Here is a 17,466-nt window from a genome sequence, read left to right as displayed (position 1 = left end):
TCAGGCCTTGCCGCAGCGGCCGGTCTCGCTGAAGTACTGGCGTTCGTAGAACTCGCCCTGCTTGCCGCGATTGAACGACGTCACCGGACGGTGGTAGCCCATCACGCGCGTCCAGATTTCGCAGGGCTGGCGTTCTTCGTCCTTGAGGACGGGGTGCGGCGCGAACCGGGCCGCGCGGCTTTCGTGGATCATGGTGTCTCCTTCGCGATGGCTGCATCGTGTTCGGCCTGCTTCTTCGCCAGCAGTTCGGCGTCGCACTTGGGGCAGAACGGATGTTCGCCGGCGATGTAACCGTGCTTCGGGCAGATCGAGAACGTCGGCGTGATGGTGATGTACGGCACGCGGAATCGCGTGAGCGCACGGCGCACCAGTTCCTTGCACGCTTTCGACGTGGATACCCGCTCGCCCAGATACAGATGCAGCACGGTGCCGCCGGTGTACTTGCTTTGCAGCGCCTCCTGCTGGTCCAGCGCCTCGAACGGGTCCGCCGTGAAGCCGACCGGCAACTGCGTCGAATTGGTGTAGTACGGATACTCGGGCGTGCCGGCCTGGATGATATCGGGCCAGCGCTTCTTGTCCTCGCGCGCAAAGCGGTACGTCGTGCCTTCGGCGGGCGTGGCTTCGAGGTTGTACAGGTGGCCGGTTTCTTCCTGGAATTCGGTCATGCGGCCGCGCACGTGTTCCAGCAGGCGCAGCGCGAAGGCGTGGCCTTCTTCGTCGGTGATGTCGCCGGCATCCAGCGTGAAGTTGCGGATCATCTCGTTGACGCCGTTGATGCCAATGGTCGAGAAGTGATTGCGCAGCGTGCCGAGGTAGCGGCGGGTGTAGGGGAACAGTCCGTCGTCGATCAGACGCTGGATGACCTTGCGCTTGATCTCCAGGCTGTTGCGGGCCAGCTCCAGCAATTCGTCGAGCCGCGCCATCAGGCCCGGTTCATCCCCGCGATACAGATAACCCAGTCGCGCGCAGTTGATCGTCACCACGCCCAGCGATCCGGTCTGCTCGGCGGAGCCAAACAGACCATTGCCGCGCTTGAGCAGTTCGCGCAGATCGAGCTGCAGGCGGCAGCACATCGAGCGCACCATGTTGGGCGACAGCTCGCTGTTGATGAAATTCTGGAAGTACGGCAGCCCGTACTTGGCGGTCATCTCGAAGAGCAGCTCGCAGTTGGGCTGGTCCCAGTCGAAATCCGTCGTGATGTTGTACGTCGGGATCGGGAACGTAAACGCGCGCCCCTTGGCGTCGCCCGTCATCATCACTTCCAGGAAGGCGCGATTGACGAGGTTCATCTCGGCCTGCAGCTCGCCGTAAGTGAACGGCATCTCCTCGCCCGCGATGTACGGCACCTGGTCGCGCAGGTCTTCCGGGCACACCCAATCGAAAGTCAGGTTGGTGAAGGGCGTCTGCGTGCCCCAGCGCGACGGCACGTTCAGGTTGTAGACCAGCTCCTGCATGCATTGGCGCACGCTGGCGTAGTCCATGTTGTCGCGCCGTACGAAGGGCGCCAGATAGGTATCGAACGAACTGAACGCCTGCGCGCCGGCCCATTCGTTCTGCAGCGTGCCGAGGAAGTTCACCATCTGCCCGACGGCGCTGCGCAGATGCTTGGGCGGCGCCGCTTCGACCTTGCCCGGCACGCCGTTGAAGCCTTCGTGCAGCAGCGTGCGCAGCGACCAGCCGGCACAGTAGCCGGAGAGCATGTCCAGATCGTGGATGTGCACGTCGCCGTGCTTGTGCGCTTCACCGACCTCGGGCGGGTAGATGTGGTTGAGCCAGTAGTTGGCCACCACCTTGCCCGAGATGTTGAGGATCATGCCGCCCAGCGAATAACCCTGGTTGGCATTGGCACGCACGCGCCAGTCGCTCTGCGAGAGGTATTCCGAAATCGAACCGATGGCGTCGACCATGGCGCGGGTGTCGCCGCGCAGCTTGGCGTGCTGTTCGCGATAGACGATGTAGGCCCGCGCGGTGCGGAAGAAATCCGCCGCCACCAATGTCTGTTCCACCACGTCCTGGATGCGCTCAATGGGCGGCGCACCGTCGTGGTAGCGGTAGTTGAGCACCCGGCACACCGTATCGGTGAGTGCCGCGGCCTGATCCGGGTCGAACTCGCCGGTGGCGTTGCCGGCCCGGGCGATGGCGGCCTCGATCTTGTTGCGATCAAAGGGCAGGATGCGGCCGTCCCGCTTGCGCACCGAAAGGGGCGACGAAGGGATCGGATCGAACGACGGATATTCAGCCTGGGTACTATTCATGGGGTGCGGGGCCCTTGAGGCGACTAGATGTAGTAGGCCGCCGCAGATGGTCGCGCGCAGGAGAGGTGAATAGTTTGAGTTGGGTCAACTTCTGAGGGCGCGTCGGAATGTGCCGAGCCTGTACGGAAGGGCGGCACCGCGCGCCGTGCAAGACGTGTACAGGCGGTAAGATGCCCCTTCGCGCGTCACGCCAGATACCGGAGAGCCCCATGGAATCCATCCCGCTGGACCGTCTGATCGAGCAGGCTGCCGAGGCCGGCGCCATGTTGCGCGCCCGGGGCTGGCGGATGGCGTCGGCCGAATCGTGCACCGGCGGGCTGGTCAGCGCGCTGATCACCGAAATAGCCGGATCGAGCGACTGGTTCGAGCGCGGCTTCGTCACCTATTCGAACGAAGCCAAGATCGAAATGCTCGACGTGCGCCCGGACACGCTCGCCAAGCACGGCGCGGTCAGCGAGGCGACGGTGCTGGAAATGGTCGCCGGCGCGCTGGCGCGCTCGCGCGCCGACGTGGCGGTGGCGATCTCGGGCATAGCCGGCCCGAGCGGCGGCACGGCGCAGAAACCGGTCGGCACCGTGTGCCTGGCCTGGGGCTCGCGCAGCGCGCCGGGCGTGGCGGTCACTCATCACTACGCGGGCGACCGTCAGGCGGTACGGCGACAGGCCGCCCGCAACGCGCTGCTGGGTCTGTGCGCGCGGGCCGAGTGACCGGCGCGCGCACCGCTCAACGGTAGTAGTCCCCGAGCAACAGATCCATCACGCGCGAAGTACGCGCCGCGCTCTCGCCAGTGCTGGGGCACAGCCCCTGGCCATTGAGCTGGTCGACGATGGTCTGGATCAGCGGCTGGTGGACATGGGCCGGATAGGGGATGACGAATTCCTCCGTGCCGGCTTCGGTGGTCAATAGCACGGGACTGTCGTCGAAGGTCGCATAGCGCAGGCTGCCGCGCGTGCCCACGATCGTCGTCTCGTCGCGCCGGCCGAAACTGTCGAAGCACCACACGCCGCTACCCTGTACGCCGGACTCGAACACGAAGCTGCCCGTCACGATGTCCTCGGCCTTGTACAGACCTGCCTGGTTGCCCCCTTGGCCCGAAGCGTGGGCGATGGGGCCCAGCGCATGGTCGAGGAAGTCGAGCATGTGCGACGCGAGATCGAGAAAATACCCGCCGCCGGCAACGGCCGGATCGATGCGCCAGTTCTGTGCCGGGTCGCGATCGGATTCGGACGCGGGCCGGTGATAGACCACGTTCACAAAGCGCGGCGCGCCGATGGCGCCACCGTCGATCAGCTCCTTGATCTTCACGAAGCGCGCCAGCGCACGGCGATAGTACGCAACGAACAGCGGCACACCCGCGCGACGGCACGCGTCGACCATGTCCACGCACTCGGCGTGGTTCATGGCCATCGGCTTTTCAACGTAGACCGGCTTGCCCACGGCAGCGCACATCAAGGTGTAGTCCTTGTGCGGCGCCGGCGGCGTGGCGACGTAGACGGCATCGACCTCGGGATCGGCGATGAGCGCTTCGGCGTTGTCGTACCAGCGCGGCACGCCATGGCGCCGCGCGTAGTCGGCAGCCAGCTCGCCATTGCGGCGCATGACGGCCACCAGCGAGGAATGCTCCGCCTTCTGGAAGCCTGGGCCACTCTTTACTTCGGTGACGTCCCCGCAACCGATGATGCCCCAGCGGATCGTCTTCATGGCCTGGTCCTCGTACAAAAAAGAAGGGCGACAGTATCGCAGACGCGGGCTGCCTGGGCATGACTGCCACACGCAGCCCGATGGGCGGAAAGCTGCCTACGCCGCCTTGCGAAGCGAGGCGATGTCGATCACGAAGCGGTACTTCACATCGCTACGCAGCATCCGTTCGTAGGCGCCGTTGATGTCCTGGATATCGATCATCTCGATGTCGCAACCGATGCCGTGTTCTGCGCAGAAGTCGAGCATCTCCTGCGTCTCGGCGATGCCGCCGATGGCCGACCCGCTGACCGTGCGCCGCCCGCCGATGACGTACGCTGCGTTGGCCGGCGGATTGAGGGGACCGAGCAGCCCCACCAGCACCAGCGCACCGTCGCGTCGCAGCGTCAGCAGGTACGGGTTGATGTCGTGTTCGTGCGGTACGGTATCGAGGATGAAATCGAAGTGGCTCGCCACCGCCTTCATCTGCGCATCGTCCGTCGACAGCACCACGTGGTCGGCACCCAGCCGGCGCGCGTCGGCCTCCTTGCCGGGGGAGCGCGTGAACAGCGTCACTTCGGCGCCGAGCGCCTTGGCGAACTTGATGCCCATATGCCCGAGTCCGCCCAGGCCGACCACGGCCACGCGGCTGCCCGCGCCGACCTTCCAATGACGCAGCGGCGACCACGTCGTGATGCCGGCGCACAGCAGGGGCGCGGCAGTCTTCAGATCGACGCCGTCCGGCATGCGCAGCACGAACTTGTCGGACACCACGATGCGTTCCGAATAGCCGCCGAAGGTCGGCAGGCCGTCGTGACGATCGGTGTCGTTGTAGGTCCACGTGGCGTGCTCTTCGCAATATTGTTCGAGCCCTTCCGCGCACGACGCGCAGTGCTGGCATGAATCGACCATGCAGCCCACGCCGACGAAATCGCCCGCCTTGAAAGTGCTGACCTTGCTGCCGACGCGCGCCACGCGGCCGACGATCTCATGGCCCGGCACCATCGGGTACAGGCTGTTGTGCCATTCGTTGCGCGCCTGGTGGATGTCGGAGTGACATACGCCGCAGTAGAGGATTTCGATCTCCACGTCATTGGCGCGCATGTCGCGGCGGTTGAAAGAGTAAGGCGCCAGGGCCGAGGTGGCCGATGCGGCGGCATAGCCGCGAACGTTCAGGGGCATGCGAATCTCCTTGGATTGAGGTGCTTTCCGAAGCCACGCCATTGTCCGGCAGCGCCGCTTGGCGCGCGTGCCTGTTCCTGCACAAGACTTGCCTGATCCTGTCGGATTGTCTGTTCAGGCAGAGCGCGCGCGCGCCTGCCGGCGTTCGCCCTTGCGCAAGTACATGCGCGTATCGGCCAGCGTCATCAGCACGCCGGTCGTGGCGGCTTCGCCCGCGCGCGCAAAGCCGTAGCTCAAGCCGGCTTGCGGGCAGGTGCGCTGCACGATTTCGCGTTCGGCCTCGACCAGGGCCGCTTCGATGCTGGCGACATGCGCCTGCCGCGTCAGCACGGCGAATTCGTCGCCGCCCAGGCGGAAAACCCTGCCAAGCGGCGCCACGCGCTCGTTCAGGAACTGCGCCAGGTTGCGCAGCAACCGGTCGCCCACCGTGTGGCCGAAGTGATCGTTGACGTGCTTGAGGCCGTCCATGTCGATCAGTGCCATCACGTGCTCCTCTTCGCCGGCTTCCTGGCCGAGCACGACATGGTGGCGCAGGTAGTCGTCGAACGCGTGGCGGTTGCCCACTCCTGTCAGCCCGTCGGTCGTCGCCAGCCTCAGTGCCGCGTCGAGCCGCGCGACGTATTCATCCTTCTGGCGCGCCAGCAGCCGGTATCGATCGGCCAGCGCGAAAGCCAGCAGCACCCCGTCGGCGGTGCCGCCGATGAGAGTCATCAGTTCGTTGTCCACCAGCTCGGGCGCCAGCCCCAGGTTGGCGGGCAGGATCAGCAACGCCGGCACGATCAGCGCGACGAAAGCGAGGACGAAATACCGCGCCGGCAGATAGCCCGCCCGCAGACACGCGATCCCGCTGGCCAGCGCCAGCGCCAGCCATATCGAAATGACGATCGTAGCGAGCGTGTGCGCGTACGACAGCGCCACGAAGCAACTGGGCAGCAGCACCAGCGGCAGCACCAGATTGATGCGGCTCCAGCGGGCCAGTCGTGGCGAATACTCGGCCAGATTCAGGAAGCGCAGGTAGAACAGCGTGTTCAGCACCGGCAGCAGGAAGAACGGCACATAGATCCAGTGCAGCCCCTGCGTGCCGAATACGTCGCGCGGCACGTTGAAGACGAACGCCCAGCCTGCGGCATAGGCGAGCAGGTAGGCGGCGTAGTACAACTGCGCGCGGTCGCGCATCGCCAAGAACACGAACAGATTGAACACGGCGAGTGCCAGCAGCGCGCCGAAGCAGCCCAGCGCGATCACGTTGCGCAGCAGGACGTGTTCGCCGTAAGTGGCCTGCGGCCACAACTTGAACGACGGATAAGCGCGGAAGTAGGGGCTGTCGAAATTCACCAGCACGCGATAGGCGCCGGCTTGCGCAAAGGCCACGGGCTGGCCGTAATGCAACGTGTACGTGCGCGGCGCGTCGTAGCCGGTGTGAATCGTCTGCACCTTGCCGTCCGGCCCGAACACCCAGGCATCGATGGAAGCCACCAGCGTGTTGCCGACGTCGAAAACCCAGTCATGCTGTTCGCCCGCCACGTAGACATCCGTGTACAACCAGTAGCGTCCGCCGAGCATGCTTGGCCGTGCGACGGGCCTCGCCTGCCGAAGCCAGGCATCGATGTCCCCGGCTTTTGCCGGAGGTGGCGCTTCGGACACGAAATAATGGCCGCGCAGGCCGATGTCCACGGGTCCGGCGCCCGACAGTTGTGCTGCCGCGTGGGCGCGAGCCGTTGTGGCCAGAACGAGCGCAAGGCAGGTCAGCGCGATGCACGCGCCGTTGCGCAGGTATTCAGCAAAAGTGATACGACGCATGCCATCCGGGGCCGAAGCCCTCGTCCTCCGATCATTGCGTGCTCTGTCCCCGGCGGTTTGTTCCGCTCTCCAGGGTTTTTGCGGCGCCGTGGCGCCTGAACCTGCCGCCGCCATTCTGCCCGTGTCCTGCGGGGCAGACCAGCGCACCTCCGGGCTGGGAGCGCAGCTTGCTGGGACTGGCATAAAACGTCTGACGGGAGCCCTGTCGTGAACGTACTGGTGGTCGACATCGGAGGCAGTTTCGTCAAGGTCTGCCACATGCCCAGCGGCGAGGTCCGCCGCTTCGAGTCCGGCCCGCATCTGACGCCGCAGGCGCTCATGGCGGGCGTGGCCGAATGCCGTGCGGGCTGGGACTATGACGTCGTCTCGATCGGCTATCCGGGGCGCGTCGGGCCGGGCGGTCCGTGCGACGAGCCCGGCAATCTGTCCGGTGGCTGGGTCGGCTTCGACTTCGAGGCCGCCTTCGAGCGCCCGGTCAAGGTCGCCAACGATGCCGTACTGCAAGCGCTGGGCGGCTACGAAGGCGGCAAGATGCTGTTCCTCGGACTGGGCACAGGGCTTGGCGCCGCGCTGGTCGACGACGGCCTGGTGCTGCCGCTCGAACTGGGCGAGCTGCCCTGCGACGGCGACATCCTGTTCAACCGCATCGGCCAGGCCGCGCTCGACGAAAACGGGCGCGACGCATGGCTGCACCTTGTGCGGCGTTGGGTGGAGTGCTTCCGGCTGGCCCTCCTCGCCGACTATGTTCTGCTCGGCGGCGGCAATGCCGCACTCGTCGATCCGTTGCCTGACAGGACCCGCCGCGGCGGCAACGAAGACGCCTTCGCCGGCGGCGTGCGCCTGTGGGAGGAAGGCGTGGCCCATCGCGCGATGTCCACCTCGCGTCTCTGGTCGGTGCTCTAGCCGAACCGCATTTCCCCAGCGAAAGATTTAAGTGCCCCCGGCATGGTGTCGCCCTGTGCAGTAGAGGGCGCTGAAACCGGTGCTCCGACTGTCCGAATTCCAATCAGGAGTATTGTCATGCTGAGTCTTCACACCAATGCCGCAGCGCTGACCTCGCAGAACGCGGTCGGCTCTGTCCAGAAGCAACTGTCCACCTCGATGACCCGCCTGGGCACGGGCTATCGCATCAACTCGGCGATGGACGACGCCGCCGGCCTGCAGATCGCCACCCGCCTGAACTCGCAAACGCGCGGCATGGCCGTTGCAATGCGCAACACGCAGAACGGCATCTCGATGATGCAGACCGCTGAAGGCGCCTTCAACGAAGTCTCCGACATCCTGCTGCGCATGAAGGATCTGGCGACCGAAGCCGCGTCCGATTCCTCCAGCTCGGACGACAAGAAATCCATGCAATCGGAATACGATGCGCTGGGCGAAGAACTGGCCAACATCGTCAAGAACACCTCCTTCGGCGGCGCCAACCTGTTCTCCGACGGCACCAAGGTTGACGGCACGGGCGGCAAGCTGTCCGCAGCCATGACGTTCCAGATCGGCGCGGCCAAGTCCGAAACCATGTCGGTGGACGTGAACGCCGCCCTGGCAACGCTGGCCGGCACCAAGCTGAGCGGCCTGAGCACGCACTATGCGGCCGCCGCGGTGACCACGGTCGGTACCGAAATCACCACCACCACGAGTGCCAACACCAAGATCGACGACATCTCCAAGGCACTGGACGACGTCGGTTCGCTGCGCGCTTCGCTGGGTGCTGCGTCCAACCGTCTGGACCATGTCTACAACAACCTGTCGAACATGAGCACCAACACCACCCAGGCACGTAGCCGCATCATGGACGTGGATTACGCGTCCGAGACGGCCAACATGACCTCCAAGCAACTGCTCATGCAAGCCAGCACCTCGATGCTCAAGCAAAGCAGCAGCATGTCGCAGCTCGTGCTGTCGCTGATGCAGTAATGCACTCAGCATGAACGGCGCTTCGCCCTTGCGGGCGGGGCGTTTGTCGACCGGGCCAGCCGCTGCATGGGCTGGCCTTTCTTTTGCGTAGGGCGCGGGCGGGAAGACGGGGGAGCGTATGGCGCTGGACAGGGTTTCGGCGGTGGTGCACATGCCACCCGCGCAGTCGCGCGCGCAGCGGGCGCAATCGCACGGATTATCCGTGGGAGAAACCCTGCGGCTGGCGCTGACCGAAGCCGACGGCGCCGATCTGCTGGTCTCCGCCGACAACGGCCGCGCGCTGCGTCTCACCGGGCTCGCCCAGTACGGCGAAGGGCTCAAGGAAGGAGACGTACTGCTGGTGCGCGTACTCGCCACCGATCCGCTCGAACTCGAACTCTTTGGTACCACGCGCACGCAAGTCGCCGCGGCCGCTACGAGCCGACGCATGCCGCTCACCGATCAGGACGCCATGCGACTCGACCAGACCGCGCTGCGTCGCATCACATGGCGCGAACCCAGCGCCGCGGCATTGGCCGCCACGTGGCGCGCGCTGGTGCATGGTCGCTGGCGCAGCGACGCCGTGGGCCTGTCGCCGGACGGGCCTGCTTATGGCGCACGCATGCTGAGCCCCGTGAGCGAGCCGGGCGTGGCCCTGCCCGACGATATCGAGCGCTGGTCATTCCCGCTCTACGCATGGGGCGGGCAGCCCATGCTGTTGCGTCTGGTGCAATCCGATCCCGAAGACGACGGCCGACCGGCTGCGCGCCGTGCGCGCATGCTGGCGATCCGCGCCGAATGTAGGCTGCCGGGCGTGGGCTCCGTCATGCTCCACGTACAGTGGGTGAGCGGCGGCATCCAGTTGAGCATCGCCGCCGAACGCGCCGATGCCGTCGCCGTCGTGCGAGAACGGCTCTCGCACATTGCCGCCGCCCTGGCGCGCATCGATCTGCGGCTGTTCCGCTGCAGCATCGCGCAGGGGCAATTGCCCGCGCCGACGGCGCCGCGCTTTGCACTCATGCCGCGCAGCGCACCGGCAGCCGTGGCGCCCGCGCTCTACCGCGCGGCGGCCGAAGTGCTGCTCGTGCTGGCTGATCTCAACCCAGCGAGCCGATGATGCTCACTTCGCGCTGCTCGGGGATCTCGTTGTACGAGAGCACCGCGAGACCCGGCGCGAAGAGTCGCGCGTAGCGCGCCAGCAGCGGGCGGATTTGCGGCATCACCACCAGCAGCGGCGCAGCACCTTGCTGCTTCATCTGCTCGCGCACCAGCGGCATGTGCGATTGCAGTTGCGACAGCAGGTTGGGATCAATGGGGTAGTTGTCGAGCGCCGTCTTGCCGCCTTGTCGCGCCTGGTTGAGCGCGCCCAGCAGCATGTTCTCCAGTTCGCCGCTCAGATTGAACGCACGCATGTCGCCCGTCTGCCCGACCAGCGCGGCGACAATCTGCCGCCGCACCGTGCAGCGCACTTCGGCCGCCAGCAGGATCGGGTCCTTGGTGTTCTCGGCGCTGTCGAGCAGAGTGGTCGCAATCGGCACGATATCGCGTAGCGACACCTGCTCGGTGAGCAATGCGCGAAACACCTTCAGCAACTGGCTCGACGTGAGCGCTTTTTCCAGCGCCGCCGACAACTTGGGCGCCTGCGCGGCCAGCCGTTCGAGCAGCGCGGGTACGTCTTCGTGGCGGATGAGTTCGGGCAGGTTGTCGCGCACGAGCTTCGACACGTGGGTGGCGACCACGCTGGGCGCGTCCACCACTTGATACCCCATGCCCAGGGCATGCCCTTTCTGGTCCGGCGCGATCCAGGTCACCGGCATGCCATAAGCCGGCTCCACGCCGGGAATGCCATCCAGTTCGCCGTAGACCTGCGGCGAGGGAATCGCCATCAGGTGGTCAGCAAACACCTCGGCCTGCGCGATGATCGTGCCCGACAGCAACACTGAATACTGCGAAGGTTTGAGCCCCAGATCGTCACGCACGCCGATGGCCGGCAGTACCAGCCCCATGCTCTCGCTCAGACTCTGGCGGATGCCCTTGATGCGCCGCGTGAGCGGTGCGCCCTGTGCCGGGTCGATCAGACCGACGAGCTTGTAGCCCAGCGTTACCGACAGCGGTTCGACGAATGGAAGACTGCGCCATTCGAGGTCCGGCACTTCTTCGGTGAGCAGCGCGGCGGGGACGGCCGCGAGGTCGGCGTCCTCCGGTGCGGCCGCCTGTCGTTGCGCCATGCGCCAGCCGACGAACGCCACCACGGCTGCAAAACCGAGGAAGGTGAACCACGGCATGCCGGGGATCGCGGCCAGCACTGTCATCAGTGCGGCCACGCCGTACAGCACGCTCGGCGAGGCGAGCAGTTGCGTGCCGACTTGCTGTTCGAAGTCCTTCGACTCGCTGCCTACGCGCGTGACGATGATGGCGGCGGAGGCCGACAGCAGCAGTGCGGGGATCTGCGCGACCAGTCCGTCGCCAATGGTCAGCAAGGCATAAAGGCGGAACGACTCGGCCAGGGACAGGTCGTGCATCAGCGCGCCAATGGCCACGCCGCCCACCATGTTGATGATGAGAATCAGGATGCCGGCGACGGCGTCGCCCCGGACAAACTTCGATGCACCATCCATGGCGCCGTAGAAGTCGGCCTCGGCGGCGACTTCACGGCGCCGCAGTTGCGCGCGCTCCTGATTGATGAGGCCGGCGTTCAGGTCGGCGTCGATGGCCATCTGCTTGCCCGGCAGCGCGTCGAGCGTGAAGCGCGCCGACACCTCCGAGATCCGCTCCGCTCCCTTGGTCACCACGATGAAGTTGATGATCATGAGGATCACGAACACCACCAGGCCGACCACGAAGTTGCCGCCGATCACCACGTGGCCGAAGGCTTCGATCACGCGGCCGGCCGCACTGGTGCCCTCATGCCCGTGCAGCAGCACCACGCGTGTGGACGCCACGTTGAGCGTCAGGCGCATCAGCGTCGTGGCGAGGATCACGGTCGGGAACACCGAGAAGTCCAGCGGACGTTTGCTGTTCACGCTCACCAGGATCACCAGCAGCGCCAGCACGATGTTGAACGTGAACAACATGTCCAGCAGCACGGGCGGCAACGGCAGGATCACCATCGCGAGGATGGCCATCACGAACAGGGGCGCGGCCACGCGGTGGCGGCGCAATTCATCGATCAGTCGGCGCAGGGCATTCATGATTCTTGTCGGGCGTGGGCGTCGAGAAAGGCGCGCGGAATCGGCAGCGCGTCCGGCAGCAGCGGCGCACGTTCGCGGCGGCCGCCACGGAACGCCTGCAACTGCAATACATAGCCCAGTACCAGCGCAACGGCGCGATACAGGGCGGCGGGGATCTTCTGGTTCACCTGGCTGGTGTTGTAGATGGCGCGTGCCAGCGGCGGCAGCGGCACGACTTCGACATTCGATTCGCGTGCGACTTCGCGGATGTAGAGCGCCATCTCATCGACACCTTTGGCGATGACGAACGGTGCGTCGGCGCGGTCGGCGTCGTACTTGAGCGCCACGGCGTAGTGCTCGGGGTTGACGATCACCACATCGGCGCCGGGCACCGTCTTGCGTACGCCCCGGCGGGCCATCTGCAACTGCAACTGGCGGATGCGCTGGCGCACTTCGGGGCGGCCTTCGGTGCTCTTGTATTCCTCTTTCATCTCGCGCTTGGTCATGCGTTGTTCGCGCAGGTAGATGAAGCGCTGCACCGGCAGATCGATGAGCGCGAAGATCACGAACACCGTGCAGAGCGCGAGGATGCCGTCGAGCATCAAGCCCGCGCCATACATGATGGCCTGGTCGAGCGGCTGCGCCTGCAGGGCGATGAAATCCGGCAACGTGCTGCTGGACACATGCCACAGCACGAGCCCCAACGCGACCGCCTTGGCGATCGACGCCGCCACGCTCGCCACGTGCTTCGGTTGCGTGAGGCGCTGCACGTAGGCCAGCGGATTCATGCGCGAGAACTTCGGCATCAGGTGCGATCCTGCAAACACCCAGCCGCCGGGATAGAGCGCGCCCAGCGAGATGGCCAGCGGCACCACGAACAGCGGCAGCATCATCTTTGCCATCAACAGCATGGCGGTGGTGAAAGCGCTCGACCACAGATTCTCGGGCGTCCCGTCACCGTCGAGTGCCGCAAAGCCAGCGCCGAACAGTTCGCGAAAGTCCTCCAGGTAACCCGGCATGAGCAGCACGATCAGCTTGATGCAGACGAGAATGCCGATCGCCGTGGCGACATCGCGCGAACGAGGCACCTGCCCCTGCTCGCGTGACTTGCGCAGTTTCTGCGCCGAGGGCTTTTCGGTCTTGTCTTCGCTACTGCTGTGCTCGGCCATGGCTTACACGTCAGATGCCAAAGTCGCGCCGCAGCATGTCGAGCACGCGCGCCGTCATGCGGATGTAATGCGCCGGCACGGTATGCACGATCTGCGCAAGCATCAGCAGGCTGAACACCGTTACCAGCGAGAAGCCCAGCGAGAACAGATTGAGCGTGGGCGCTACGCGATTGAGAAAACCGAACCCCATCTGCACGACGAGTGTCGAGAACACGATGGGAATGGCCAGCAGCAACGCGGCCGAAAACACCCAGGCCACGTTGAGCGCGAGCTTGTGCAGGGCGAGCAATTCAAAGCCGCGCCCCACTGGCCACGCGCGGAAACTCTCGCCCAGCACGCGCACCAGCACGATGTGTCCGTCGATGGAGAAGAACACGATGATGCACAGAATGTAGAGCATGCTCGACACCACGTCGGAGGACGCTCCGTTCATGGGGTCGTTCATCACCGCCATCGCCAGCCCCATCTGCGAGGACACCAGATACCCGAGCACCATGACGATCGCCATGGTCAGGTGGAACGCCAGCCCGATCACCAGCCCCACCACGACCTGTTCGCCGGTGGCGGCCACGCCCTGCAACGAGAACGGGTCGATGTGCACCGCTGGCTGCGCCACCGGCAACATCACCACCGCGAGTGCCAGCGAGAGCAGCACGCGCACCGTCACCGGCGCCATGTTGTCGCCGATCACCGGGGCGGCGCTGAACATCGCCAGCGTGCGGCAGAACGGCCACCACAGCGCATGCAGCAATGCCAGCAGTTGGCCGAAGACCGGTTCGACCATGGCGCGTCTATCCGACCAGCGCGGCGGCGCGCTGGAAGATCGCCACGCAGAAGTCCATGACGTAGCCGCTTGCCCAGCGCCCGGCGAGCGTGATCGCCAGCAGTGTCACCATCAGGCGCGGCAGAAAGCTCAAGGTCTGTTCGTTGATCTGCGTGGCCGCCTGGAACAGGCTCACCAACAGACCGACGACAAGGCCGGGCACGATCAGCACGGCAACCAGCACCATCACCATGTGCAAGGCATCGCTCATCAGCTCGACCGCGACTTCGGGCGTGAGCATCAGAACGCCCTCACGCTGGTGACCAGCGTATTGACCGTCAGCGTCCAGCCGTCGACCAGCACGAACAGCAACAGCTTGAGCGGCAGCGATATGACCAGCGGCGACAGCATCATCATGCCCATCGCCATCAGCACCGATGACACCACCAGATCGATGACGAGGAAGGGGATGAACAACATGCAGCCGATCTGGAAGGCGGTCTTCAGCTCGCTCAGCACGAAGGCGGCGAGCTTCACGGTGAAGGCGTGATCCTGCGGGCGGGCGATGTCCTTTTCGCCAGCCAGTTGCGAAATCTGGGCCAGTGCGCTCTTGCTCGTCTGCGCCAGCATGAAGCGCGACAGCGGAGCTTCGGCGATCTTCAACGCTTCCTGCAGGGTGATCTTGTCTTCGTCGTACGGCACGAAAGCATTGGCCCAGATGGTCTCGCCGATGGGGCGCATGACCAGCAGGGTGAGAATCAGCGCCACGCCGGTGACGATGCGGTTGGGCAGACCCGTCTGCAGGCCCAGCGCCTGCCGCAGCAATGACAGCACGATCACGAAGCGCGTGAAACTCGTCATCATCAGCACCATCACGGGCAGCAGCCCGAGCAGCGTCATGATGACGAGAATCTGTGTCTTGACCGTCAGTTCGGTCGTCGCGCCCTGCGTGGTGCTGCCGAGCACGGCCAGCGTGTCGGCATGGGCCGCCAGCGGCAGGGCCAGTAGCAATGCAGTGCCGGCGAGTGACACCAGCCGTGTGGTCTTCACCGCTGTCACGCGCCCAGCGTGCCCAGGTCGAGGTCGGTCAGTTCCACCACCTTGAGTCCGTAGTTCTCGCCCGACACCACCACTTCGGCGCGACCGATGGGCGTGCCGTTGACCTTGATGACCAGCGGTTCGCCAGCCAACGTGTCGAGTTCCACCACGCTGTCCTGCTCGATGTTCATCACGTCCTGCAACGACACGCGCGCCGCGCCGACTTCGAGCGTCAGCGTGACAGGAATCTTGCGCATCATCTGCGTGAGCGAACGCGGCGCACGGGCGGGCTCGGCCGTCACCGTTTCACCGGCAACGGGCTCGGCCAGATCGGCCAGCAGGCTACTCAGTTCGGAGTTATCGATCGGGTCCATGGGGGTTACTCCACATCTTCAAAAGCGGTTAGGCACAGCTTGCCTTTGTGCTCGGCCACGCGTGCGGTGAACAGGCGCGCGTCGTCGACCAGCACGTCGGTCACACCCATGCTGACAGGGATGACGTCGCCCACGCGGGCGTCGAGCAGCACGCCCAGGGGGACTTCCTTCTCGAGCAGGCGGCCGACCAGTGTCAGCGACAGACGCGTGGCAAGCGGCGCGGCAGGCGCGCGGCCCGTTGCCGGGCGCAGGGGCGACAGGCGCGAGAGCAGACGTTGCATCCACGCGTCGTCGAGCACAAACCACAGGCAGCCTTCGACGCCGCGCGTCGGTTCGGCCACCTGGGCCCGCACGCACCACGTGCCGGCGGCGGGCGGACTGCCCGCGCCTTCGGTGAACTCATGCACGCAGGTCTCGGCGCTGCCGGTCTCGGGCAGCCATTCGATGCGTTCGGCCAGCGCACTGACGAACTGTCGTCCGAGCATGCCGGCCAGCCGTTCTTCGGTCGCCGTCTCGGGAACGGGCGCCGCACCCTGGGTGGATGCGCCGCTGCCATCGCGCGCGCCGTAGCGGTAGTCGAGCACACACAGCAGTACCTGCCGCTCGATGGCAAAGCCGATACGGCCGGTGGCGTCCGAGTACTGCAGCCAGCGGCAGCGCGGGGGCACCATGTCGAGCCGGCCGATGGTCACGTCGTTCAACTCGAACGACGCGCGGTATCGGCGGTTCAGGCCGGTGCGGAAAACCTCTGCCAGGTCCTCGCGCAACGGACCGACGAACCTGTGCAGCAGATGCACCGGGCGGCCCAGCGTGCGCGCATCGAGTACGCGGACATCAGCCGGGGCTCGAGGGGAAGGGCGGTGGATTTGCATGGAGATTCAACGGGCATCGCCCGCGTTCTGAATACGGAAAATAAATCGCCAGTCGCGGCGTCACGCTGCTTAATCGTCGCGGACATTTACAAACTTTAGCGTTCGATAAAAATAAAATTAATCCGACTGGGGCATTCAAACGGATATTCAACCTGATATTCGCAGGGCGCGACGATGAATATGCGGGTGTGTTTCGATAGCGGGGCCGATGATGTCAGACATCTAAGATGTTTGATGTATGTCAAAAGATAGGCTTCGAACGAAATGGCGAACTCCTCCCAATAGTTGGGTAGCGGAGGATGCTGCAAAGCAATATAAATACGATGTTTCTGACAAAAACTCAGAAACTCCTTGGATATCTGACAGATTCGTGCCTATACTCCGGCCAAATTTGGGCACACCCGCACGAAAGGCGGGGTCGCAAAGCCTCCGGTCTACCGCCTGAAAAGGCCACGATAGCGGGGTTGCCAGACTGAACCCCTGTCAAGGGTTCAACCGGTGGCTGATGGCGCTGGATCGCCGTGCGCTCCTGTCTCCACCGGGTCTTGCAAGTCGCTAAACTCGCGACCTCGACCTTCCTTTGTGCCGCCCTGGCACGATTTGCTGCATTGCAAGAAAGGAAGGCTCCATGCTGTACCCCCTCTTCCCGTAACCCTCACGGTCCTTCGGCCAGGCGTTTGCGCGTCGATTTTTTGCGCGATTTGTCAGGCAGGGCGATCCGAAAAATCCCTTTGACTATTTAATTCGCCGTTATTCAAACGGTAAGGGGATTTATTTGCCGATCGTTTCGTGAAATTGGTTGCTGGAATATGTCGGAGCCATGACGAAAATGGACAAATCGAATATCCCTCATAACCCCCGCATGAGTGCGTGCATATATTTGCCCCGGCTGTCGCACGCATTGGCTGCGGGTGATTGGAGAGCGTGATGGCAAGCGAAATGAGCGCACTCATCGGGGCCGATCTTGCGCAATTGCGCAACCTGGCCTCCCAGTTGCAGGCACCTCTGGCCAACCCCTTGTCCGCGGAAGGCAATGACGGCGCGGCGATGAGCTTTGCCGACAGCTTCAAGCAGGCCGTCATGGGCGTGAACGAGAAGGACCGCGTGGCCGGCGAGCGCATGGCCGATGTCGACGCCGGCCGCAGCGACGATCTGGTCGGTGCCATGCTCGCCAGTCAGGACGCCTCCCTGTCGTTCTCGATGCTCATGCAGGTGCGCAACAAGGTCGTTGGCGCCGTGGATGAGCTGATCAAGCTGCAACTCTGAGCGACCC

General features: G+C 64.8%; 17 protein-coding genes and 1 riboswitch. Of the genes, 5 read left to right on the top strand and 12 right to left on the bottom strand.

Translation table 11 applies throughout. The annotated features are described in order from the left end of the window. Together nrdD and ACDA63_RS14230 are read right to left on the bottom strand one after the other, a co-directional pair. Positions 1 to 192 (bottom strand): anaerobic ribonucleoside-triphosphate reductase, encoded by a 192-nt coding sequence (gene nrdD / locus ACDA63_RS14235; protein WP_373663933.1) that lies wholly within the window; start codon positions 190 to 192, stop codon positions 1 to 3. Next, the gene (locus tag ACDA63_RS14230) at positions 189 to 2,255 is read right to left on the bottom strand and encodes a ribonucleoside triphosphate reductase (RefSeq protein WP_373663932.1); all 2,067 of its coding nucleotides are present in this window, start codon (positions 2,253 to 2,255) and stop codon (positions 189 to 191) included. The genes nrdD and ACDA63_RS14230 overlap by 4 nt, the downstream gene beginning before the upstream one ends. A gap of 209 nt (positions 2,256 to 2,464) precedes the next feature. Between ACDA63_RS14230 and ACDA63_RS14225 the strand changes: the two genes are divergently transcribed. Then, positions 2,465 to 2,962, top strand: coding sequence for a CinA family protein (locus ACDA63_RS14225; RefSeq protein ID WP_373663931.1), 498 nt, complete (start codon positions 2,465 to 2,467; stop codon positions 2,960 to 2,962). Between the two features lie 16 nt (positions 2,963 to 2,978). Here ACDA63_RS14225 and ACDA63_RS14220 read toward each other — a convergent pair whose 3' ends face one another. The 3 genes from ACDA63_RS14220 to ACDA63_RS14210 form a co-directional block, all read right to left on the bottom strand. Beyond that, positions 2,979 to 3,956, bottom strand: coding sequence for a Gfo/Idh/MocA family protein (locus ACDA63_RS14220; protein WP_373663930.1), 978 nt, complete (start codon positions 3,954 to 3,956; stop codon positions 2,979 to 2,981). Between the two features lie 96 nt (positions 3,957 to 4,052). Further along, a complete protein-coding gene (locus ACDA63_RS14215; RefSeq protein WP_373663929.1) occupies positions 4,053 to 5,114 on the bottom strand; it encodes an NAD(P)-dependent alcohol dehydrogenase in 1,062 nt (353 codons plus the stop codon). 114 nt (positions 5,115 to 5,228) lie between these two features. Further along, a complete protein-coding gene (locus ACDA63_RS14210; protein WP_373663928.1) occupies positions 5,229 to 6,914 on the bottom strand; it encodes a 7TM diverse intracellular signaling domain-containing protein in 1,686 nt (561 codons plus the stop codon). A 207-nt stretch (positions 6,915 to 7,121) separates the two neighbouring features. On the opposite strand from ACDA63_RS14210, the gene ACDA63_RS14205 reads away from it, so the two are divergent. The 3 genes from ACDA63_RS14205 to ACDA63_RS14195 all read left to right on the top strand — a co-directional run bounded on the left by ACDA63_RS14205 (position 7,122) and on the right by ACDA63_RS14195 (position 9,924). Beyond that, entirely contained in the window at positions 7,122 to 7,817 is a 696-nt protein-coding gene (locus tag ACDA63_RS14205; protein WP_373663927.1) for a hypothetical protein, read from the top strand. A 117-nt stretch (positions 7,818 to 7,934) separates the two neighbouring features. Continuing rightward, positions 7,935 to 8,828 carry a flagellin gene (locus tag ACDA63_RS14200; protein WP_373663926.1) on the top strand — a complete coding sequence of 298 codons (894 nt, stop codon included), beginning with the start codon at positions 7,935 to 7,937 and terminating at the stop codon, positions 8,826 to 8,828. A gap of 202 nt (positions 8,829 to 9,030) precedes the next feature. Next, complete coding sequence (locus tag ACDA63_RS14195; RefSeq protein WP_373663925.1) at positions 9,031 to 9,924, top strand: hypothetical protein; 894 nt, start codon at positions 9,031 to 9,033, stop codon at positions 9,922 to 9,924. Here the strand turns inward: ACDA63_RS14195 and ACDA63_RS14190 are convergent. From ACDA63_RS14190 to ACDA63_RS14160, 7 genes are read right to left on the bottom strand one after another with little or no spacing between them, the layout of a single operon-like run. Beyond that, complete coding sequence (locus ACDA63_RS14190) at positions 9,905 to 11,998, bottom strand: flagellar biosynthesis protein FlhA (RefSeq protein WP_373663924.1); 2,094 nt, start codon at positions 11,996 to 11,998, stop codon at positions 9,905 to 9,907. The two genes, ACDA63_RS14195 and ACDA63_RS14190, sit on opposite strands and share 20 nt — an antisense overlap. Next, positions 11,995 to 13,146, bottom strand: a complete 1,152-nt coding sequence (flhB, locus tag ACDA63_RS14185; RefSeq protein WP_373663923.1) for a flagellar type III secretion system protein FlhB — start codon at positions 13,144 to 13,146, stop codon at positions 11,995 to 11,997. The genes ACDA63_RS14190 and flhB overlap by 4 nt, the downstream gene beginning before the upstream one ends. A 10-nt stretch (positions 13,147 to 13,156) precedes the next feature. Further along, positions 13,157 to 13,930 carry a flagellar biosynthetic protein FliR gene (gene fliR, locus ACDA63_RS14180; protein ID WP_373663922.1) on the bottom strand — a complete coding sequence of 258 codons (774 nt, stop codon included), beginning with the start codon at positions 13,928 to 13,930 and terminating at the stop codon, positions 13,157 to 13,159. Between the two features lie 7 nt (positions 13,931 to 13,937). Then, complete coding sequence (gene fliQ, locus ACDA63_RS14175) at positions 13,938 to 14,210, bottom strand: flagellar biosynthesis protein FliQ (RefSeq protein WP_373663921.1); 273 nt, start codon at positions 14,208 to 14,210, stop codon at positions 13,938 to 13,940. Then, on the bottom strand, positions 14,210 to 14,968 hold the full coding sequence (fliP, locus tag ACDA63_RS14170; RefSeq protein ID WP_373663920.1) for a flagellar type III secretion system pore protein FliP: 759 nt from the start codon (positions 14,966 to 14,968) through the stop codon (positions 14,210 to 14,212). The genes fliQ and fliP overlap by 1 nt, the downstream gene beginning before the upstream one ends. Next, a complete protein-coding gene (gene fliN, locus ACDA63_RS14165; protein WP_373663919.1) occupies positions 14,965 to 15,321 on the bottom strand; it encodes a flagellar motor switch protein FliN in 357 nt (118 codons plus the stop codon). Before fliN ends, fliP begins: the two co-directional genes overlap by 4 nt. A gap of 5 nt (positions 15,322 to 15,326) precedes the next feature. Then, positions 15,327 to 16,193 (bottom strand): FliM/FliN family flagellar motor switch protein, encoded by an 867-nt coding sequence (locus ACDA63_RS14160; RefSeq protein ID WP_373663918.1) that lies wholly within the window; start codon positions 16,191 to 16,193, stop codon positions 15,327 to 15,329. A 384-nt stretch (positions 16,194 to 16,577) separates the two neighbouring features. Beyond that, positions 16,578 to 16,665: riboswitch (cyclic di-GMP riboswitch) on the top strand. Positions 16,666 to 17,120: 455 nt separating this feature from the next. On the opposite strand from ACDA63_RS14160, the gene ACDA63_RS14155 reads away from it, so the two are divergent. Beyond that, positions 17,121 to 17,459 (top strand): flagellar hook-basal body complex protein FliE, encoded by a 339-nt coding sequence (locus tag ACDA63_RS14155; protein WP_373663917.1) that lies wholly within the window; start codon positions 17,121 to 17,123, stop codon positions 17,457 to 17,459. Positions 17,460 to 17,466: the final 7 nt, after the last annotated feature.

Source organism: Uliginosibacterium sp. sgz301328 (assembly GCF_041807905.1).
Lineage (GTDB): Bacteria > Pseudomonadota > Gammaproteobacteria > Burkholderiales > Rhodocyclaceae > JBGVSA01.
This window is presented reverse-complemented; position numbering and strand designations above follow the sequence as displayed.